Raw genomic sequence first — 19,629 nt, 5'->3', positions numbered from 1 at the left:
CCCTCCAGCGGCCTCCGCCGCTGCCCTCGGCGCGCGCGCGGCAGGCCGCGCGGCCTCCGCCGCTGCCGGCGTTCCCCGCCGCGCCCCACGGCGGTGAGTAGCAGCCGAGGTCGGGGCAGAGCCTGATCGGGCGGTTCCCGCCGCCCACCCTCGCGCCGCGCGGCTCACGCCGTGCGGCGCGAGCCGTTTTGGCCGTCCGTGCGTCGCCGGCACGCGGCCGCGCGTGACCGCCGCGCGCCCATCCCGCCGCGCCTATCCCCAAATTGGCCACAGCCTGGGCGCCGCCCGTACGACGGGCGTGCGAGCAGGGCGTAGCCCACGCCCGCGCCGGGGCGCCGAGCCGGCGCGGATCTTCCAGTAACCCCAGCCCCGATCGCGAGCAGGCGAGCTCGCTGTACGAATCGGCTCACCCTGGCGCCGGGCGTCGGATGGCGTGGGTGCGCGGCCGAGCTTCACCCTCTCCGCGGCACCTCTGCTCACCGGGGGGCGAGAAATTCGCTCGCTTGGGCCTCCGTTCCTCGTTCGCAAACCCGAACGGGAAAGGAGCCCCACCCGATGACTTCCCGCCGAGCCGTCCTCTTCGCCGCCGCCCTCTCGATCGCCCCGATGTTCGCCTCCGCGGCGGACGTGTGGGTGGCCCCTGCGACGGAGAAGATCCGGCCCGACGCAAAGCCGCGCCCGAGCACCGAGGCGCGCATCGCGGCGGCCCGCAACGAGTTCGAGGCATTCCAGGTGGTGGTGACCGGTCCGGCGCGCGGCGTGTCCGCGAGCGCCACGAGCCTCCAGGGGCCCGGCACCGTCGACGACGTGAAGCTCTACCGCGAGGACGCGATCGACGTGCAGACGCCGTCTGCCCTCGACGGCGGCACCGGCCGGTGGCCGGACGCGCTCGTGCCCGACGTCGACGACGTCGTGGGCGAGAAGCGCAACGCGTTCCCCTTCGACGTCGCCGAGGGCGAGAGCCGGGCGATCTGGGTCGAGGTGCGGGTACCGCGCGACGCGAAGCCCGGCAGCTACTTCGGGAAGGTGACGGTGACCTCCGACGCCGGCGAGGCGCAGATCCCCGTGATGCTCACGGCCTGGGACTTCGAGCTGCCGTCGACGGCGTCGCTCAAGACGCACTTCGGCCTGTCGTACGGCCTCATCCCCGGCGGCCACGGCGTGTCGCCCGAGGACGACGCCGCCATCCGCGCGCGCTACGCCGCGCTCGGCCTCGACCACCGCATCTCGCTCTCGGGCGTCGCCGACGACGGCCACCACGGCGACTTCGACCACTTCGACCAGTACTACGCGGCGCTCGTGGACGGCACGGCGCAGACGCGCCTCCCCGGCGCGAAGCTCACGACCGTGAAGTACGTCGGCAACCAGACCTCCGTCGACGAGCACCGCCGCTGGGCGGAGCACTTCCGCGCGAAGGGCTGGATGGATCGCCTCTTCGACTACACCTGCGACGAGCCGCCCCTCACCTGCAGCTGGGACGACATCCCCACCCGCACGCAGGCCGTCCATGACGCCGACCCCGAGTTCAAGACGCTCGTGACGACGCAGATCTGGGACTCCGACGCGCACGGCGTGTCGAGCGACATCGACATCATGGTGCCGGTCATCAACTGGATGGACGACAAGCCGACCGGCGAGCACCCCGGCGACAACCGCTCCAAGTACGACGGCTTCCTCGCGCAGTCGAAGGCCAAGGAGCTCTGGCTCTACCAGAGCTGCATGAGCCACGGCTGCGGCGGCACGGTGAACATGGGCAGCCCGTCGGAGTGGGACGAGTACACCACCGGCTGGCCCTCCTACATGATCGACGCGTCCGCCGTGCGGAACCGCGCCATGGAGTGGATCTCCTTCCTCGAGGGCGCGACCGGCGAGCTGTACTGGGAGACGGCGTTCGCGTTCACCCACGACGCGTGGTCGAACCAGTGGGACTTCTCCGGCAACGGCGACGGGACGCTCTTCTACCCCGGCCGGCCCGATCGGATCGGCGGCTCGACCCAGATCCCCGTCGCCTCGATCCGGCTCAAGATGATCCGCGAGGGCATGGAGGACTACGAGTACCTGAAGCTCCTCGCCGACGCGGGCCAGGGCGACGCCGCGCGCAAGATCGCGCGCGACCTCTTCCCCTCCGCCTCGCAGACCGAGGTCGACCCGCAGCGGGTGATGGCGGCGCGCGAGGCGCTCGCGATGCAGATCCTCGCGGTGCAGGGGAAGAAGCTCGCCTCGGTGGGGGGCGTGCCGGGCATGCCGAGCTTCCCGCTCGTGCAGGGCGGCGGCTGCGGCTCCTCGGGCGGGTTCGGCGCGGGCGCGCTCCTCTCGCTGCCTTCGCTCGTGGCCTGGGCGCGGCGGCGCCGCCGGGGCAGGTAGTACCCACCGTCACGTGTGCGCAGAGGGGCGCGGCCGGTCCGTCCGGCCGCGCCCTTTCCTTTCCGTCACAGTCCGGCGGTCGTAGAATCCGGCGCGCGTGCGCGCGTTCGGAAAGTACCGGCTCGTCGAGCCGCTCGCCTCCGGCGGCATGGCGGACGTGTGGCGCGCGGAGGTCACCCTCGCGGCCGGCGTGGTGAAGGAGGTCGCGCTGAAGCTCGTGCGCGGCGAGCACGAGGCCGAGGGCGCCTTCGTCCGCATGTTCATCGAGGAGGCGCGGCTCGCCTCGCGCCTCGGCCACGCGAACGTCGTCCAGGTCTTCGAGTTCGACCAGATCGACGGCCGGTACTACATCGCGATGGAGCTCGTGCGCGGGCACCACCTCGGCCGCGTCGTGGAGCGGGCGCGCGAGCGCGGCGTCCGGCTCGGGCTCCCGCGCGCGGTCCACGTCGCCGCCGAGGTCGCGAAGGGGCTCGCCTACGCCCACCGCCTCGGGGACGGCGGCCGCCCGCTCGGCCTCGTCCACCGCGACGTCTCCCCGCACAACGTGCTCGTGTCGTTCGAGGGCGAGGTGAAGCTCGCGGACTTCGGCATCGCCCGCGCGATGGGCCGGGCGGGGCTCACCGCGCCGGGAACGCTCAAGGGCAAGCTCGCGTACATGGCGCCGGAGCAGGCGCGCGGCGAGCCCGTGGACGCGAGGGCGGACGTGTTCGCGCTCGGGGTCGTGCTGTGGGAGCTCTGCGCGGGTCGCCGGCTCTTCGCGCGCGACTCCGAGGCGGCGACCTTCGGCGCGGTGCTCGGCGAGGCGGTCGTCTCCCCGCCGTCGGCGTGGAACGAGGAGGTGCCGCCCGAGCTCGACGCCGTCGTCCTGGGCGCCCTCGAGCGCGACGTGGAGCGGCGGACGGCGTCGGCGGAGGGGCTGGCGGAGTCGCTCGCCCGCGTGCTCCTGCGGATCACGCGCTCGCCCGCGGACGTGGATCTGCGCGCGCTCATGCAGGCGCTCTGGCCGGAGGGGCCCGCCCCCGCGCCCGCGCCGGAGCGCACGCGCGTGAGGCCGGTGCCCGTCGCGGCGGAGCCGGTGGGTGGGGCGACCCGGGTGTCCGCTCCGCCGGCGGCGACCCTCGAGGCCGAGGCGAGCGCCCGCCCGGTCCCGAGCGGCGAGCTGCGGGAGGAGTCCGCCACCCGCACCGCCGCGCCGTCGGCTCGCCGTCGCACGCCCCGGCGCGCGCTCGTCCTCGCCCTGGTCGCGGTCGCCCTCGCGCTCGCTGCCGGCCTCGCCCTGCGGCGGGGAGCGAGGCGCGAGGCCGTGGCGCTGCAGCCGGTTCGCGCGGCGGCCTCGGACCCCGCGCGCGGCGCGGGCGCTGCCGCGGCCCTTCCGCCCGGAGACGCCGCTCGCGCCTCGCTGGCGCCCGCGTCCCTCACCCACCCGTCGCCCTCGGACCGGTCCTCCGGGCTGCCGTCTCCTTCCGGCGTGAACGAGCCGCACGAGGCGAGCGTCGCGTCAGACGCGCCCCCGCCCGCGGAGCCGACCGGGCCTCGCGCGGCGCCCGCGGCGGAGCCACCGGGCGGGCGCGGGCTGCAGCTCTCGCCGCTCCCCGCGATCGAGGCGCTGCGGATCGCGCCGAGCCTCAACGGCCTCGCCCTCCCCGCGGCGTCGTCGGGGCTGGGCGTGCTCGGCGTGAACGCGGTGCCGTGGGGGACGGTCCACGTGAACGGCGCGCGCCTCGGCGAGACGCCGCTCGACGTTCGCCTGCCGGCGGGCCGCTACCGGGTCCGCGTGGACCATCCCAAGGGCGCGGACGTGCGAGTGGTCACGATCACGCCCGGCCGACGAACGGTCGTGCTCGCGCGGCCTGGCGCGCGCTGAGCCCGGCGGCGCTGCCGCCGCGATCGCCCCGGCCCCCCGTCGATCCGAGCCCGCCTTTGATCGCCGCTCCGTTCCTCGACGGACGGCGACCGTCCCCGCTCACCGCGCACCCCGGGTGGATCGCCCGCCTCCGGTCGCAGTGACGCGCGGTCGCTGCCACCGCTGACCCTGCGACAAGACGCCCTCCCTCAGGGACCACCGGTCTCGGTTGACCCTCTGCCACTCAGTGGAGTACCTTCCAAATCAAGTTTCCAAAAGAAGATTTTCGATCCATGAACCCAGCCGAGTACCTCCGCACCGAAGAGATCGCCCGCGTCGAGCGCGAGCGTGCGGGTGGAATCACGAGCGGCGAGGTGGTGCGCCTCTTCGAGTCGAAGGGCGCTCGGCTCTCCGCCTCGACGTTCCGGAAGTACGTGCAGATGGGGCTCTTGCCCCGGAGCCGGCGCGTCGGCCGGAAGGGCAAGCACACCGGGTCGACCGGGCTCTACCCGGTCTCGGTCGTGCGGCGGATCGCGCTCATCAAGCGGATGATGGCGGAGGGCTACACGGTCGAGGACATCCGCGGGAGCTTCGTCACGGTTCGCAACCAGCTCGAGGACGTCGAGAAGGGGCTCAACGAGCTCGTGGCGCAGCTGTCGCAGAAGGCGCGGGCGCACCCGCGCCGCAAGCAGTTCGAGGAGGAGCTCTCCCGCGCGGAGCGCGAGGCGCGCAGCGCGCTCGGGAGGCTCGAGAAGGTGGGAGGCGCGGTCGCGACCGTCCCGGCGGAGGCCGCCGGGGCGTGACGATCGTGGGCGCCGGCCCGGCGCCTGGTGGACGGTGCGGCGCTCAGGCCGCGGTGGACGGTGGAGAGGGAGGGCAGGGGATGAGCGAGGCGAAGCGGAGCGAGCCGCAGATCCAGGCCGGCGACGAGGCGCGCGAGGACGGGGAGGAGCTGCTGGTGGGCCCGGTGGGCGGCGCGCCGGAGGACGGCGACCTCGACCTCGAAGGCGACATCGACGACAAGCGCGGCCGCCGGCGGTCGAAGACGATGTCGCGCAAGGAGATCGCGCGCGAGCTCCGGCGCCAGCGCGCCTTCGGGATCGTCGATCCCGAGCTCGAGGCGACGGTGCGGGAGATCGAGGCGAGCCGGCCACGCTCGCGGGCGGAGTGCGCGAACGGTCCGCGCCCCTGCATGTTCATCGCCTGCAAGCACCACCTCTACCTGGACGTGAACCCCGCCACCGGGTCGATCAAGCTGAACTTCCCGGATCGCGAGGTCTGGGAGCTCGACGAGACGTGCGCGCTCGACGTCGCGGACCGCGGCGGGATCACGCTCGAGGAGGTCGGGTCGATCATGAACCTGACCCGCGAGCGCATCCGTCAGGTCGAGACGCGGGGGCTCGCCAAGCTGCGGACCATCGCCGAGGACGAGCCGCGCTCGCCCGGCGGCTGCGGGGCGGACGATCTCCTGGATTGATTCGCGGGTCGGCCAGCCGCCGGCGGGCAGCAGCGGCGGCGGGCGGGCGGCGGGGGTGCGGCGCGCGGCCCCGCCGCTCACCCGTTGAATCCTCCGGCGGCGCGGGCTACAAGGGCACCCCTTCCCGGAGGTGTTCAAAATGGTCCGCCGCGCTCTCGTCTCCGTCTCCGACAAGACGGGCCTCGTCCCGTTCGCGAAGCGCCTCGCCGCGCTCGGGGTCGAGATCCTCTCCACCGGCGGCACGCAGCGCGCGCTCGCAGACGCGGGCATCCCGGTGGTCCCGGTGGGCGACTACACGCAGGCCCCCGAGATCCTGGGCGGCCGCGTGAAGACGCTCCACCCGCGGGTGCACGGCGGGATCCTCTATCGCCGCGGGCTCGCCTCGGACGAGGCGGACGTGAAGGCGCGGGACATCCCGCCCATCGACCTCGTCGTCGTGAACCTCTACCCGTTCCGCGAGGCGGTCGCGGCGGGGAAGCCGTTCTGGGAGTGCGTCGAGGAGATCGACATCGGCGGGCCGACCATGGTCCGCAGCGCGGCGAAGAACGCGGCGCACGTGGGCGTCGTCGTGGACCCCGCGGACTACGAGCGCGTCGCGGCCGAGCTCGAGGCCTCGCGCGACCTCTCCGGCCAGACGCGCTTCGATCTCATGAAGAAGGCGTTCGCGCACACCGCCGCGTACGACGCCGCGATCTCCGAGTACCTCACTGCGCGCGAGACGCCGGAGGCGCCGCCGGCGCACTTCCCCGCGACGCTCGGCGCCGTCTACACGAAGGCCCAGGATCTCCGCTACGGCGAGAACCCGCACCAGGCGGGCGCGTTCTACCGCGCCGGCCGGGAGCCGGACGAGCCGACGGTCTCGTTCGCGAAGGTGCTGCAGGGCAAGGAGCTCAGCTACAACAACCTGCTCGATCTCGAGGCCTCGCTCGCCGCCCTCAAGGAGCACGACGAGGTCGCCTGCGTCGTCATCAAGCACAACACGCCGTGCGGCGTGTCGCTCGGCGCGACGCCCGCCGAGGCGTTCGCCCGCGCGCGCGAGTGCGATCCCGTCTCCGCGTTCGGCGGCATCGTCGCGCTCAACCGCCCGGTGGACGCCGCGGCCGCCAAGGAGCTCACGGACCTGTTCCTCGAGTGCGTCATCGCGCCGGGCTACGACGCCGCGGCGCGCGCCGCGCTCGCCGCGAAGAAGAACCTGCGGCTGCTCGAGGCGCCGCGCCTCGCCGCGCCGCGCGCGAGCTGGACCCGCCGCCCGGAGGAGCTCCGCGAGCTCCGCTCGATCCCGGGCGGCCTGCTCGTGATGGACCGCGATCTGGGCGCGATCCGCCGCGAGGACTGCAAGGTGATGACGAAGCGCGCGCCGACCGACGCGGAGTGGCAGGATCTGCTCTTCGCGTGGAAGGTCGTGAAGCACGTGAAGTCGAACGCGATCGTGTTCGCGCGGGAGCGCCGGACGGTCGGGATCGGCGGTGGGCAGACGAGCCGGGTCGAGTCGGTGAAGACCGCGCGCATGAAGGCGCAGCTCCAGCTCGCCGGCTCGGCGGTCGGCTCGGACGCGTTCTTCCCGTTCAAGGACGGGGTCGAGGAGATCATCAAGGCCGGCGCGACCGCGATCATCCAGCCGGGCGGCTCGATCCGCGACGCCGAGGTGATCGAGGCGGCGGACGCCGCCGGGGTGGCGATGGTCGCCACGGGGATGCGGCACTTCCGGCACTGAGGGCGCTCCCCGCGCGGGCTCGTCCCTGCTGCGGCCAGGGCTGGCGCGGCGCTCGCGGCACTCCTGCGATGTGACGCTGCGGCACGTTCCTCCGGGTGACGGCGAGGGCGGGGGCGCGGCCGGGCCTCGCGCTCGCACGCCTCCTGGCGAGGCGGGCCGGCGCATCGGGAAAGGCCCTCCCGGGGGGCTTTCCGGTCTGGAGGGAGGCCGCCGAGCCGGGGTGGAGGAGGGCTCGCCGACCCCCGCCGTGGCCCGATGGGACGTGATATAAGCCCGGGTCTCCATGCGCGTACTCGTCGTCGGATCGGGCGGGCGCGAGCACGCCCTCGCCTGGAAGATCTCCCGGAGCCGCCTCGTCCGTGAGCTGTTCGCCGCCCCCGGCAACCCCGGCATCGCCGAGGTGGCGACGCTCGTGGCGCTCGAGGCGACCGACGTGGAGGGCATCGCGCACTGGTCGCGCGAGAACCAGATCGACCTCGTCGTGATCGGCCCGGAGGCGCCGCTCGTCGCCGGCCTCGCCGACCGCATCGCGCGCGAGGGCATCCCGGTGTTCGGCCCGAGCGCGGCCGCCGCGGAGATCGAGGGCTCGAAGGCGTTCGCGAAGGAGATCATGGAGGCGGCCGGGATCCCGACCGCCGGCCACGGCACGTTCACCGCGCTCGAGCCCGCGCTCGCCTTCGCCCGCGCGCGCGGCGGGCGGGTGGTCGTGAAGGCGGACGGGCTCGCCGCCGGCAAGGGCGTCGTCGTGTGCGGCGAGCTCCCCGAGGCGGAGGAGGCCCTCCGCGCGATGCTCGTCCAGAAGGTCCACGGCGGCGCCGGCGCGCGCGTCGTGGTCGAGGACCGGCTCGAGGGGCCCGAGGCGAGCTGCATCGCCTTCACGGACGGCGAGCGGGTGCGCATGCTCGCCGCGGCGCAGGACCACAAGCGCATCTTCGACGGCGACCGCGGCCCGAACACGGGCGGCATGGGCGCGTTCTCGCCGACGCCCACGGTGACGCCGGAGGTGGCGGCGATGGTCGAGCGGGACGTGCTCCTGCCCGCCGTCCGCGAGCTCGCCCGCCGGGGCCGCCCGTTCCGCGGCGCACTCTACGCGGGCCTCATGCTCACGCCCGACGGCCCGCGGGTCCTGGAGTTCAACGCGCGGCTCGGCGACCCGGAGACGCAGCCCATCCTGCTGCGCATGACGAGCGACGTCGTCCCCGCGCTCCTCGGCGCGGCGGAGGGAGACCTGTCGAACGTGACGCTCGAGTTCGATCGCCGGGCGGCAGTCGGCGTGGTGCTCGCCGCGGAGCACTACCCGGCGAAGCCCGCCGCGGGGGATCCCATCGACGGCCTCGCCGGCCCGTTCGAGGAGGGCGTGCAGGTGTTCCACGCCGGGACGGCGCGCGCCCGGGATGGACGGATCGTCACCGCCGGCGGCCGCGTGCTCACGGTGTGCGCGCTCGGCGATGACCTCGACGACGCCGCCCGCCGCGCTTATGAGGCGGCGGCCAGGATCCGCTTCCGCGGCATGCAGCTGCGCAGGGACATCGGCAAGAGGGCGTGATGGAGCCGAAGGTTCTCATCCTCATGGGGTCCGACTCCGACTGGGAGGTCATGGCCGAGGCGAAGAAGGCGCTCGACGAGCTGGGCATCCCGGCGGAGGTCCACGTCTCCTCCGCGCACCGCACGCCGGAGCGCACGGGCAAGCTCGCGCGCGAGGCCGCCGGCCGCGGCATCCAGGTCCTCGTCTGCGGCGCCGGCTCCGCCGCGCACCTCGCCGGCGTCTGCGCCGCGGAGACCGAGCTCCCCGTCCTCGGCGTGCCGCTCGCGGCGAGCGATCTGAAGGGGCTCGACGCGCTGCTCTCGACCGCGCAGATGCCCGCGGGCGTGCCCGTCGGCACGCTCGCCATCGGCAAGGCGGGCGCGCGGAACGCCGGGCTCCTCGCGGCGCGCATCGTCGCGCGCACGGACGCGGAGGTCGCCGAGCGCGTCCGGGCGCAGCGCCGCAAGATGGCCGAGGAGGTCCTCGCGAAGGACGCCGCCCTCCAGGCGAAGCTCGCGCCGCCGAAGGGCTAGCCGGTTGCGGCTCCTCCACCGGTACCTCGCCAAGGAGATCCTGCTCCCCTTCGCGGCGGGCCTCCTGTTCCTCACCCAGATTTTGCTCGCGACGCAGCTCCTCGCGCAGGCCGACGTGCTCTTCGGCTCGGGCGTGTCGCTCGTGGACGTGGGCGCGGTGATCGTCTTCCTCCTGCCGTATTTCCTCGGGTACGTCCTGCCGATCGCGTTCCTGCTCGGCGCCGTGCTCGGGGTGGGGCGGCTCGCCGAGGACCGCGAGGTGGTGGCGCTCGGCGCGGCGGGGTTCTCGCCGGCGTTCCTCGTGCCCGTCCCGCTCGCGCTCGGCGTCGCCGTCGCGGGCGTGGGGCTCTGGCTGTCGCTCGAGGCGGTGCCGGCGAGCCTCGACGCGGCCCGCACGCGGCTCAACGAGATCGTGAAGCACAACGTCATGAACGACGTCCGCCCGGGCACGTTCTACGACCAGATCCCGGGGTACACGCTCTACGCGCAGCGGGTCCACAGGGGGCGCTGGGAGAACGTCCTCATCAGCGACCGCTCCGATCCCTCCGCGCCGGTGCTGGCGCTCGCCCACGGCGGCCGGCTCGAGCCGGTCGGTGCGGGGGAGGAGATGCGCCTCGTCCTGGACGACGGCGAGGTCCATCGCGAGCAGGTGGACTCGGACGAGTACGTGCTCGCCACCTTCCGGCGGGCCGAGGTCGTCCTCGGGCTCGGGACCGCGCTCTCGGATCGCAACGCCGTGTCCCGCACCGGCCGCGAGGGCGTGGCCGAGCTGCGCGCGCGCGCCGCGGAGGCGCGCGCCAAGGGAGACGTCGTCGGCGCGCGGCGCGCGGAGGGGACGCTGCACCGGCGGATCGCCTCGGCCCTGGCGGTGATCCCGTTCGCGCTGCTCGCCGTCCCGCTCGGCGCCTCCCGGAGGGCGGGCCGCGCGTTCGGGGTGGGGTCGACCTTCCTCGTGGTGGTCGCCCACTACCTGCTCCTGCGCGCCGGGGAGGTGATGGCGCAGCGCGGCGCGCTCCCGGCCGCGCTCGCGCTCGAGCTGCCGACCCTGGTCCTGTCCGCCCTCGCGCTCGCGCTCATCGCGATCCAGGTCCACCGCGGCACGGGGGCGGTGCGGTGATCCTGTTCCGGTACGTCGCGCGCCGGACGCTCGCCGCGTTCCTGGGCGCGCTCGCGGGCGTCGTCGCGATCTTCCTGGCGGTCGACTTCGTCGACAACGCCGCCGCGTTCACCGGGCCGGGCTGGGTCGGGGCGGTGCTCGAGCTCTACGTGTACAAGGCCGCCGTGGTCGTGCGGCAGGTCGCGCCGGCGGCGATGATCCTGGGCGCCGCCATCGCGGTCTCGACGTTCCGCCGGACCCGCGAGTACACCGCAATGCGCGCGGTGGGGCTCGGACCGTGGCGGCTCGCCGTGCCCGTCATCGCGGTGACGATCCTCTCCGGCGGAGCGCTCCTCGTCGTCCACGACCTGTGGGGCGTGGAGGCCGCGGAGCGCGCCGAGGAGATCCAGGCGCTCCGCTTCGGGCGGGGCGGCGACCGGCGCCGCTTCGAGGCGGCGCGCGAGCCGAAGCGCTGGTTCCGCGGCAAGGACGGACGGCGGGTGTACCACCTCCGCGGGACGCTGCCCGACGGCGGGTTCGCCCGCGTGACGGTGATGGAGGTCTCGGACGCCTTCCGGCTGGTGCGCCGGATCGACGCCGACAAGATGCGGCCCGAGGGGGGCGGCTGGCTGCTCGAGGACGTCGAGGACCGGACGTTCCAGCCGGACGGGAGCGTGCGGCTCGACCGGGCCGCCTCGCGCCGGTACGAGTTCCCCGAGCCGCCCGACGCCTTCGCGGTGGTCCCCGGGCGGCCCACGCAGATGCGCTGGAAGACGCTGCTCTCCCAGATCGCGATCCGCCGCCGGCTGGGCCTGCCGGTCGCCGAGTTCCAGCTCGAGCGCTACAACCGGCTCGCGTACCCGTTCGCCGGCGCGCCCGGCGCGATGCTCGCGCTCGCGCTCGCGCTGCGCCGCAACCGCAAGGGCCACATCGCGGCGGCGCTCGTCGAGTCGGTCGGGGTCTCGCTCCTGTTCTGGGGAGCGCAGGGCGTCACCTGGGCGATGGGGCTCTCGGGGCACGTCGCGCCGTGGCTCGCGGCCTGGGCGCCGAACGTCGTGTTCCTCGTGGTGGGCGCGGTCGCGGTGCGGCGGGCGCGGTGACCCGAGGGGCGACGCCAGGAGGCGCTCCGGACGGTTGTGTATTAGTGTTGGGCGGCATGCGTGCTGGGGAGGCGGTCGTCGGCCCGAGCGATGAGGCTCGGCATGGGGGGCTTGCGCGCTCCCTGCTCGCGCGCGCCGCCATCGCCGGCGTGACCGTCCACGCGGCGTTCCTCCCCATCTCCATCGCGGGCATGCAGATCGGGCTCGCCGTCGCCGCGGTCGCCGTGGCGGGGCTGTGGGTGCTCGGCGATCGGCCCCCCGTCGCGCGCGTCGCCGTCCCCGTGCTGGTGCTCGCCGCGAGCGCGGCCGGGTCGGTCGCGCTCGCATGGTCGGCGGGCCTGCCGCCGGGCTCGCCCTCCGCCGCGTTCCACTGGCGCTACCTGCTCGCGCCGCTCGTGGTCGCCCTCGCGCTCGAGGCGGGAGCCGGCGACGATCCCGAGGCGCCTCGGCGGCGGGCGCTCCTCGTGCTCTCCGTGTGGAGCGCCGCCGCCCTCGTGCCGGCCCTCTTCGCCTGGGTCCAGGTGCGCACGGGGATCGACCCGATGCACGCGCTGGGGCTCCGCGGCACGTCCCTGCCTCCTGCGTACCGCCAGGTGTTCGCCCCGGGCGCGCCGGAGCGCTTCGCGGTCGTGGGGTTCTTCAGCTGGTACACGCGGCTCGCCCACGCGCTCACGCCGGTCGCGGTGCTCGCCGGGACGCTCGCGGCGCGGGCGCCGCTTCCCCGGAGGGCTCGCGCGTTCCTCGCCTTCGCCGCGGTCGCCTCGGGCGCCGCGGTGTTCCTGACGGGCGCGCGCTCCGCGTGGGCCGGGCTCGCCGTCGCCGCCGCGATCGTCGCGGCCGCTGCCATGAAGCGCCGGACCCGCCGGATCGCGCTCGCGACCGCGGCCGCCGGGGCGCTCGCCGTGAGCCCGCTCCTGCCCGCCGCCTGGCACTGGCTGGAGGAGACCCGCGCGACGGGGGGCGGCAACGGGCGCGAGACGATCTGGGCCGTGTGCGCGGACGTCATCCGGGACCACCCGCTCACCGGGGTGGGCTACGGCGCGCTGCCGCGCTGGTCGGCGCCCTACTGGGAGAGCCGCGATCCGCAGTTCGGCGTGCAGGCCTGGTGTCACGACGCGCTCCTCTCGGCCGTCGCCGAGGGCGGGCCGCTGCTCGGCGGCGCCGTCGTGGCCTGGTTCGCGCTCCTCGCCGTGGCGTTCGCGCGGTGGCGCCGCGGCGCGGACGCGCTCGGCCGGGCCGGCGCCGTGGGCGGGCTCGCGGTGATCGCCGCGCTGCTCGTGAACTCCGCCGTGCACGACGTGTTCTGGACGTCCGAGCCGGCGCTCGCGTTCGGCTGCGCGATCGGGATCGCGGCGGTGCTCGCGCGGCCGCGGCCGGACGCGTCGAACGGCAAGGCAGGGGAATCGCAGGCATGATGGCGCTCGTGGGATCGGTCCAGGCGGTGCTCCGCTACCGGGAGCTGCTCGCGCTGCTCGTCGCGCGCGACCTCAAGGTCCGCTACAAGCGCAGCACCCTGGGGATGCTGTGGACGCTCCTCAACCCGCTCCTGCAGATGGTCGTCTACACGCTCGTGTTCTCGACCATCATGCGGATCGGCATCGAGGGGTACCCGGTGTTCCTCCTCGCCGGCCTCCTGCCCTGGACGCTCATCTCGGTCGGCTCGGTCTCCGCCTCGATGTCGCTCCTCGGCAACCAGAGCCTCATCCGCAAGGTGGCGGTCCCGCAGGCGGTCTACCCGCTCGCCGCGGTCGGCTCGAAGCTCACGGACGCGGTCCTGTCGCTGCCCGCCCTGGCGATCCTGGCGATCGCGCTCGGCCGCCCGCCCGGCGTGTCCTGGCTCTTCGTCCCGCTCGCGTTCCTGCTCGCGGCGGCGTTCACGACGGGGCTCGCGCTGCTCTTCAGCTCGCTCTCGGTGTTCTTCCGCGACGTCCGGCACCTCATCGACGTGCTCTTCCAGATCTGGTTCTACGTGACGCCGGTCATCTACCCGGTGTCGTTCCTCGAGAACCTCCACCCCGCGCTGCGCATGGCCCTGGCGCTCAATCCGGCCGCGCCCATCGTGCGGATGTTCCAGGTGACCATCTACGAGGGGCGGATCCCGCCCGCCGGGCTCGTCGGGCTCGCGACGCTCGCGGCCGCGGTCTCGCTCCTCGCGGGCGGCGCCTTCTTCGTGCGGTCCGAGGACCGCCACATCCACAACTTCTGAACATGCCCGGATCCCTCACCTTCGAGAACGTCGGCATGCGCTTCCGGATGTACCGGGAGCGGGTGACCACGCTGAAGGAGGCGGTCCTCGGCCGCTTCCGGCACCTGCGCACCGCCGACGAGTTCTGGGCGCTCCGCGGCGTCTCGTTCCACGTCGGCCCCGGCGAGTCGGTCGGCCTCGTCGGCCACAACGGCTCCGGCAAGAGCACGCTCCTCAAGATCGCGGCGGGCGTCCTCCGCGCCTCCGAGGGGCGGGTGCAGGTCGAGGGGCGCGTCTCGCCCATGATCGAGCTCGCGGCAGGCTTCGATCCGGAGCTCACCGGCCGCGACAACATCTTCCTGAACGGCGCGCTCATGGGCCACACGCGCCGGGAGATGGAGCGGAAGTTCGACCGCATCGTCGAGTTCAGCGAGCTCGGCGAGTTCATCGACATGCCGGTGAAGAACTACAGCTCCGGCATGTACGCCCGGCTCGGGTTCGCCATCGCGGTGGACGTCGAGCCGGAGATCCTGATCATCGACGAGGTGCTCGCGGTGGGCGACGAGCGCTTCCAGGCCAAGTGCATGGACCGCATCCGCGAGCTCAAGGGATCCGGGTGCACCATCTTCTACGTCTCGCACGCGATGGAGACGGTCGCGGAGCTCTGCGAGCGGGTGATCGTGCTGCACCATGGCCGCGTCGAGTTCGACGGCGCGCCGGCGCCCGCCATCGCGCGCTACCGGGAGCTCCAGGGGTTCGTCCCGCACGCGGCGACGCGGGCGGGGTGAGGGCGCGATGGGCGTCGGTCTCCGCCGCGCCGTCCGCGCCGCGATCTCGCTCGGCGGTCCGGAGGCCGTGTACGCCGCGAAGAAGGGCGCCATCGCGCTCCGCGCGCGCCTGCCCGCGCCGCTGCTGCGTGCGCGCCACGCCGCCGCCCTCGCCGCGCTCGACGCCCGGATCGCGGAGGCGCGCGGGGTGGTGGTGTACCTCCCGACGATCAACTGGGGATACCTCCACCAGCGCCCGCACCAGCTCCTGCGCGAGCTCGGCCGCCGCGGCTACGTCGGCGTGTTCTGCACCTGCAACCCCGCGGCGGACGCGGTCGAGGGGCTGCGCGAGGTCGAGCCGAACGTCTTCCTCTGCGCGGATCCGCGGCTCGTCGCGCACCTCGCGCGGCCGATCCTGTGGCTCAACTGGACCGTGAACGAGGCGTGGTTGCGCGCGTTCCGCGAGCCGCGCGTCGTGTACGAGTACATCGACGAGCTCGAGGTCTTCAGCATGCACTGCCGGCGCATGCACGCGGACCACGACGCGCTGGTGCGCAGGGCCGACGTGGTCGTCGCGAGCGCCGACCGGCTCCACGCGGCCATCCGCGCAGCGCGACCGGACGCGGTGCTCGCGCCGAACGGCGTGCACGCTCCGGACTTCCGCGGGAGGGAGGGCGAGGCGCCCCCCGAGGACCTCGCGCGGATCGTCGCCCTGGGTCGCCCGATCGTCGGTTACTACGGCGCGCTCGCACGCTGGCTCGACTTCGAGCTGCTGAACCGCGTGACGCAGGACGGCGCGGAGCTGAGCTTCGTCGTCATCGGCCCGGATCACGACGGCTCCGCGGCACGCATCGCATCGCGCCCGAACGTGCACGTGCTCGGCGAGCGCCCGTACGGCGAGCTCGCCCGCTACTCGCGGCGCTTCGACGTCGCGATCATCCCGTTCGAGGTGAGCGAGGTGACGCGCTCCACCTCGCCCGTGAAGCTGTTCGAGTACATGGCCGCCGGCGCTCCGATCGTCACGACGCCGATGGACGAGTGCCGCAAGTACCGGTCCGTCACCACCGCCGCGACGCCCGCGGAGTTCCTCTCCGCGGTGCGGGCGGCCGTCGGCAGGCGGGGAGACGCCGCGTATCAGGCGCTCCTCTCCCGCGAGGTGCAGCAGAACACCTGGGGAGAGCGCGTGGATCGGGTGCTCGCCGCGCTCGACGCGGGAGCCACGGCGCCGGCGGAGAGGAGGCGCGCATGACGGGGCCAGCGGTGAATTCGCCGGACTACTGGGAGGCGCGGTTCGCGAGCGGAGACTGGGGGGCGCGCGGCGGGCCGGCGCAGTCCCGCTTCTTCGCGGAGCTGGCGCTCTCGCTCGTGCCCCCGGCGGTGGCGGACGACCTCCGCGCGCGCCGGGCGAGCGTGTGCGACTGGGGCTGCGGGGAGGGCGAGGGCGCCGCCGCGCTCGCGGCCGCGTGGGGGACGCCCGTCACCGGCCTCGACGTCTCGCCCGCGGCGGTGGAGCGCGCGAGCGGGCGGCACGCCGGGGTCTCCTTCGCCGTGTCGCGCGCGGGTCTCGATCGGGAGTACGACGTGCTCTTCACGTCGAACACGCTCGAGCACTTCGCCGCGCCGTGGGGCGTGCTCGCGTCGCTCCTGCCCAGGGTGGGCCGCTACGTCCTCCTGCTCGTGCCGTTCGAGGAGCGGGAGCGGATCGAGGAGCACGCCTACACGTTCGAGCTCGAGAGCTTCCCCCTGGAGGTCGGCGGCTTCGAGCTCGTCGATCTCCGCGTCGCGCACTGCGCGGGGATCGAAGGGTCGTGGTGGGCGGGCGATCAGGCGCTCGCGACCTACGCCCGGCGGGGCGCCGAGGGGATACCGCTGAGGCTCGAGCCCGCGCTCGCGGCGGGCGTGGCGCGGGCGGCGGCCCTCGCGGAAGCCCGCCACGCGCTGACGCAGGAGCGTGACGCGCTCCGCGCCGAGCGCGATGCGCTCGCTGCCGAGGGCGAAGCCGCGCGCGCACGGCTCGCGTCGCTGCGCGCGGAGGCCGCCCATTGCGCGCAGCGCCTCGAGGCCGATCGGGCGCGCCGCTCGTATGTGCTCGCGCGTGCCGTGGCGACCTTGCGGGAGCACCCCGTCTCGGCCGCGGTCGCCGCGTGGGACGGGACCACGGGCCGGGTCGAGGCGGCGCACGCGCGGCTGCGCGGGTGGGATTCTCTCGCGGACGGGGCGGCGTCGCTCCGCGCCGCGGTGGCGGCATCGCAGGAGTGAGCCGCGCGCCGGGCTCAGGCCCGGCGAGTCCCGGTCTTCCGCAGCCAGCGGTACGCGTCGACGTAGGCGCCCGCGTAGGCGTCGGCCATGGCGCGGACGTGGAAGGGCCCCATGACCTTCTCGCGGCCGCGCGCGCCGCGGGCACGCCACGCGTCCGGGTGGAGCGCCACCTCGCGCATCGCCGCGGCGAGCACCTCGACGTACTCCTCCGGGGGACGCTCCCCGAGCGCGACGAGCTGCTCGAGCGTCAGCTCCGACAGCCGCTCGTAGGGGCACGGGATCACGATCCCGATGTCGCCTTCGTGGATCACCTCCCGCGCCGAACCCACGTCGGAGACGACCAGCGGGAGCCCGAAGTACATGGCCTCCATGACCGCGATGCTCCACCCCTCCACGAGCGACGGGAGCACGAAGCAGTCGGCGGCGCGGATGAGGCCCGCGATCGCGTCGCGGCTGCCCCAGGGCAGGATGCGCACCCGGTCCGAGAGCCCGCCGGCGCGGACGGCCTCGTCGACCTCTCGGGCGTAGCGCGCGTCCAACGGATTGCCGACGAGCACGAGCCGCGCGCGCGGCACGTCGACGGAGACCCTCGCGAGCGCCTCGACGGTGGTCCGCTGGAGCTTGTTGGGCGTGAAGGACCCCACCTGCAGGAACACGAAGTCGCCCTCGGAAAGGCCGAGCTCCTCGCGTGAGCCCCGGGACGCGCCCTCGAGCGCGCGCGGGTCGAGCCCGTTCGGCACGATCCGCACGCGCCGCGGATCCACCCCGAAGGTCGCCTCGAAGAAGCGCCCCACCTGCGGCGACACGGCGAGGTGGAGATCCACGTCGCGCAGGCGCTCGGCACGAGCGCTCCGGGCCTGCGGGTCCAGCCACACGTAGCTCGAGTGCACGGTGTACACGGTCGAGAGACCCAGGCCGCGATAACCGGTCAGCCCGGCGACGCTGTGGTGCAGGTTCACCACCTGGAGCTGACGCTCCTGCGCCGCCGCGATCAGCCGTCCCTCGACGCCGCCCGTGACCACCACGTCCACGCCGTCCTTCTGCAGCGCCCGGCCGGTGAGGCCGCACTCCGTCGCGTGCACGAGGACGGTCGGACGGACACGCGAGCGATCGAGGTTGCGGACGAGGTCGGAGACGATCTGCTCGAGGCCGCCGCGGTCCATCCCGTCGACCTGGAAGCCGACGCGCAGCGGCTCGCGCACGGGGAGGACCCGCGCCGGCGGCTGGCGAGGCGCGCGCGCGCAGCGCTTCTCGAAGAGGCGCAGCTGCGCGATGCGGCGGGCGAGCTCCGGCTCGCGCCGGGGATCGAGGAGGAACACGCCGCCGGGCAGCTCGCGATCGAGGTGCGCCGCGACCAGCGGGTCGGCGGCGAAGAGCAGCTCGGCGCGCCTCGCCGCGGCCTCGTCCACCTGGTCGAGCGGGAGGTCGACCACGCACACCCGCAGCGCGTCGTCGGAGTCCTCGCGCTCGCGCACGGCGGGATCGCCTGCGCGCGACAGGGCGTACGCGACGACGTCCGGCGTCGCCCCCGCCGCCACGCTCCGCGCGCCCGGGATCTCGACGCCCAGCTGGAGCCAGGCGGGGCTCGAGGCCAGCGCGGCCAGCCGCTCGCCGTGCCGGTCGAGCAGGCGGTGCACGCTCTCCGCGATGCGAAGCTCGCGGGCGCGCGCGTTCAGCGTGTTCTCGTGGACGCGGTACCGGTAGAGGACCTCCTCCACGTGGCCGATCCCGAACAGCGCGTGGATCCGCAGCCAGTAGTCGTAGTCCTCGCCGCCGAACGTGTCCTCGGCGTAGGCGCCCACCACGCGGGCCGCGTCGCGCCGGTAGAGGAAGCTCGCACCGATGAAGTTGTCGCCGCTCCGGTGGAGGTTCTCCACCGTGACCTCGCGCGGCAGGCGCATCCGGCTGCGGTCGTGCGGGTCCTGGTTCTGCGGCCGGAAGAGCGGATCGTCGAGCGGGCGGCCGCGATCGTCGATGGCCTGGTAATCGGAGAAGACCATCGCCTGCTCCGGATGCGCGCGGAGGTACCCCACGAGCACCTCGAGCTGACGCGGGAGCATCACGTTGTCCGCCGAGGTCCAGGTGTAGAACTCGCCGGTGGCGAAGTCGAACCCGTTGTTGAGGGCGGACGGGAGCTTCTGGTTCGGCTGGGTCACGACGACGACGCGCGGGTCGTCCGCGAAGCGCTCGAGGATGGGCTCGACGCCGTCGGTCGACCCGTCGTTGACCACGATGAGCTCGAGATCGCGGTACGTCTGGGCGAGGACGCTCTCGATGGACTCCGCGAGCATCGACGCCTGGTTGTAGACGGGGAGCACCACGCTCACCCGTCCGCGGCGCCCCAGGGTGAGCCCGACGACCTGTCCCCCGCCGTCCGGCAGGAGCGAGCGCGCCGCCGCCCCGACCGCTCGCATCCCGCCGAGGCGGGCCTTCGCCTTCCGGGCCAGGCCGTGCGCCACCCGCAGCGGCCAGAACCCGTCCCGGACGCGGTAGTAGACCCGCGCCGCGCGCCAGGCCGTGCTGGTCCGGATCCCCTCGAGCTCCGCCTCTGTGCGGCGAAGCCGCTCCCCGGTGCGCTCCAGGTCCTCGCGGAGCCGGGAGGTGCGGGCGCGCTCGCGGGCGAGCGCGAGCCGAGCCTCGGCGAGCTCCTTCTCGATGCCGCCGGGGTCCATGGCCGAGGCCTGCTCGGGGTCGTGCGACACGCTCTGCTCCTCGCGACGGCCTGGTGGCGGGGGGGAGGTCACGGTCGAGCTCATGCTGCGGGCA

The 19,629-nt window shown here is 74.4% G+C and carries 15 protein-coding genes; 14 read left to right on the top strand and 1 reads right to left on the bottom strand.

Features of this window, described 5'->3' with window-relative positions; translation table 11 throughout:
• Positions 1 to 555: 555 nt before the first annotated feature.
• The 14 genes from MNZ29_RS14720 (at position 556) to MNZ29_RS14655 (ending at position 16,863) form a co-directional block, all read left to right on the top strand.
• Positions 556 to 2,364: a glycoside hydrolase domain-containing protein gene (locus MNZ29_RS14720; protein ID WP_242337542.1), complete on the top strand. Its 1,809-nt coding sequence runs from the start codon at positions 556 to 558 to the stop codon at positions 2,362 to 2,364.
• A gap of 97 nt (positions 2,365 to 2,461) precedes the next feature.
• Positions 2,462 to 4,228 carry a protein kinase gene (locus MNZ29_RS24990; protein ID WP_242337540.1) on the top strand — a complete coding sequence of 589 codons (1,767 nt, stop codon included), beginning with the start codon at positions 2,462 to 2,464 and terminating at the stop codon, positions 4,226 to 4,228.
• A gap of 272 nt (positions 4,229 to 4,500) precedes the next feature.
• Complete coding sequence (locus tag MNZ29_RS14710; RefSeq protein ID WP_242337538.1) at positions 4,501 to 5,010, top strand: MerR family transcriptional regulator; 510 nt, start codon at positions 4,501 to 4,503, stop codon at positions 5,008 to 5,010.
• 80 nt (positions 5,011 to 5,090) lie between these two features.
• Positions 5,091 to 5,684, top strand: a complete 594-nt coding sequence (locus tag MNZ29_RS14705) for a sigma factor-like helix-turn-helix DNA-binding protein (protein WP_242337536.1) — start codon at positions 5,091 to 5,093, stop codon at positions 5,682 to 5,684.
• A gap of 139 nt (positions 5,685 to 5,823) precedes the next feature.
• Entirely contained in the window at positions 5,824 to 7,398 is a 1,575-nt protein-coding gene (gene purH / locus MNZ29_RS14700) for a bifunctional phosphoribosylaminoimidazolecarboxamide formyltransferase/IMP cyclohydrolase (RefSeq protein WP_242337534.1), read from the top strand.
• 283 nt (positions 7,399 to 7,681) lie between these two features.
• Entirely contained in the window at positions 7,682 to 8,944 is a 1,263-nt protein-coding gene (purD, locus tag MNZ29_RS14695) for a phosphoribosylamine--glycine ligase (protein WP_242337532.1), read from the top strand.
• Positions 8,944 to 9,456 carry a 5-(carboxyamino)imidazole ribonucleotide mutase gene (purE, locus tag MNZ29_RS14690; protein ID WP_243337962.1) on the top strand — a complete coding sequence of 171 codons (513 nt, stop codon included), beginning with the start codon at positions 8,944 to 8,946 and terminating at the stop codon, positions 9,454 to 9,456. The genes purD and purE overlap by 1 nt, the downstream gene beginning before the upstream one ends.
• 4 nt (positions 9,457 to 9,460) lie before the next feature.
• Positions 9,461 to 10,573: an LptF/LptG family permease gene (locus MNZ29_RS14685; RefSeq protein WP_242355670.1), complete on the top strand. Its 1,113-nt coding sequence runs from the start codon at positions 9,461 to 9,463 to the stop codon at positions 10,571 to 10,573.
• Positions 10,570 to 11,652 (top strand): LptF/LptG family permease, encoded by a 1,083-nt coding sequence (locus tag MNZ29_RS14680; RefSeq protein ID WP_242337525.1) that lies wholly within the window; start codon positions 10,570 to 10,572, stop codon positions 11,650 to 11,652. Before MNZ29_RS14685 ends, MNZ29_RS14680 begins: the two co-directional genes overlap by 4 nt.
• A 149-nt stretch (positions 11,653 to 11,801) precedes the next feature.
• Positions 11,802 to 13,067, top strand: coding sequence for an O-antigen ligase (locus MNZ29_RS14675; RefSeq protein ID WP_242337523.1), 1,266 nt, complete (start codon positions 11,802 to 11,804; stop codon positions 13,065 to 13,067).
• Entirely contained in the window at positions 13,064 to 13,858 is a 795-nt protein-coding gene (locus MNZ29_RS14670; protein WP_242337521.1) for an ABC transporter permease, read from the top strand. Before MNZ29_RS14675 ends, MNZ29_RS14670 begins: the two co-directional genes overlap by 4 nt.
• 2 nt (positions 13,859 to 13,860) lie before the next feature.
• Complete coding sequence (locus MNZ29_RS14665; protein WP_242337519.1) at positions 13,861 to 14,625, top strand: ABC transporter ATP-binding protein; 765 nt, start codon at positions 13,861 to 13,863, stop codon at positions 14,623 to 14,625.
• Between the two features lie 7 nt (positions 14,626 to 14,632).
• Positions 14,633 to 15,853 carry a glycosyltransferase gene (locus MNZ29_RS14660; RefSeq protein WP_242337517.1) on the top strand — a complete coding sequence of 407 codons (1,221 nt, stop codon included), beginning with the start codon at positions 14,633 to 14,635 and terminating at the stop codon, positions 15,851 to 15,853.
• Positions 15,850 to 16,863, top strand: coding sequence for a methyltransferase domain-containing protein (locus MNZ29_RS14655; protein ID WP_242337516.1), 1,014 nt, complete (start codon positions 15,850 to 15,852; stop codon positions 16,861 to 16,863). The genes MNZ29_RS14660 and MNZ29_RS14655 overlap by 4 nt, the downstream gene beginning before the upstream one ends.
• Before the next feature lie 14 nt (positions 16,864 to 16,877).
• On the opposite strand, the gene MNZ29_RS14650 is transcribed toward MNZ29_RS14655, so the two are convergent.
• The gene (locus MNZ29_RS14650; protein WP_242355668.1) at positions 16,878 to 19,565 is read right to left on the bottom strand and encodes a glycosyltransferase; all 2,688 of its coding nucleotides are present in this window, start codon (positions 19,563 to 19,565) and stop codon (positions 16,878 to 16,880) included.
• Positions 19,566 to 19,629: the final 64 nt, after the last annotated feature.

This window comes from Anaeromyxobacter sp. SG64 (assembly GCF_022690745.1).
Classification (GTDB): domain Bacteria; phylum Myxococcota; class Myxococcia; order Myxococcales; family Anaeromyxobacteraceae; genus Anaeromyxobacter; species Anaeromyxobacter soli.
The sequence above is the reverse complement of the archived record's forward strand: the minus strand, read 5'-3'. Positions and strand labels throughout refer to the sequence as shown.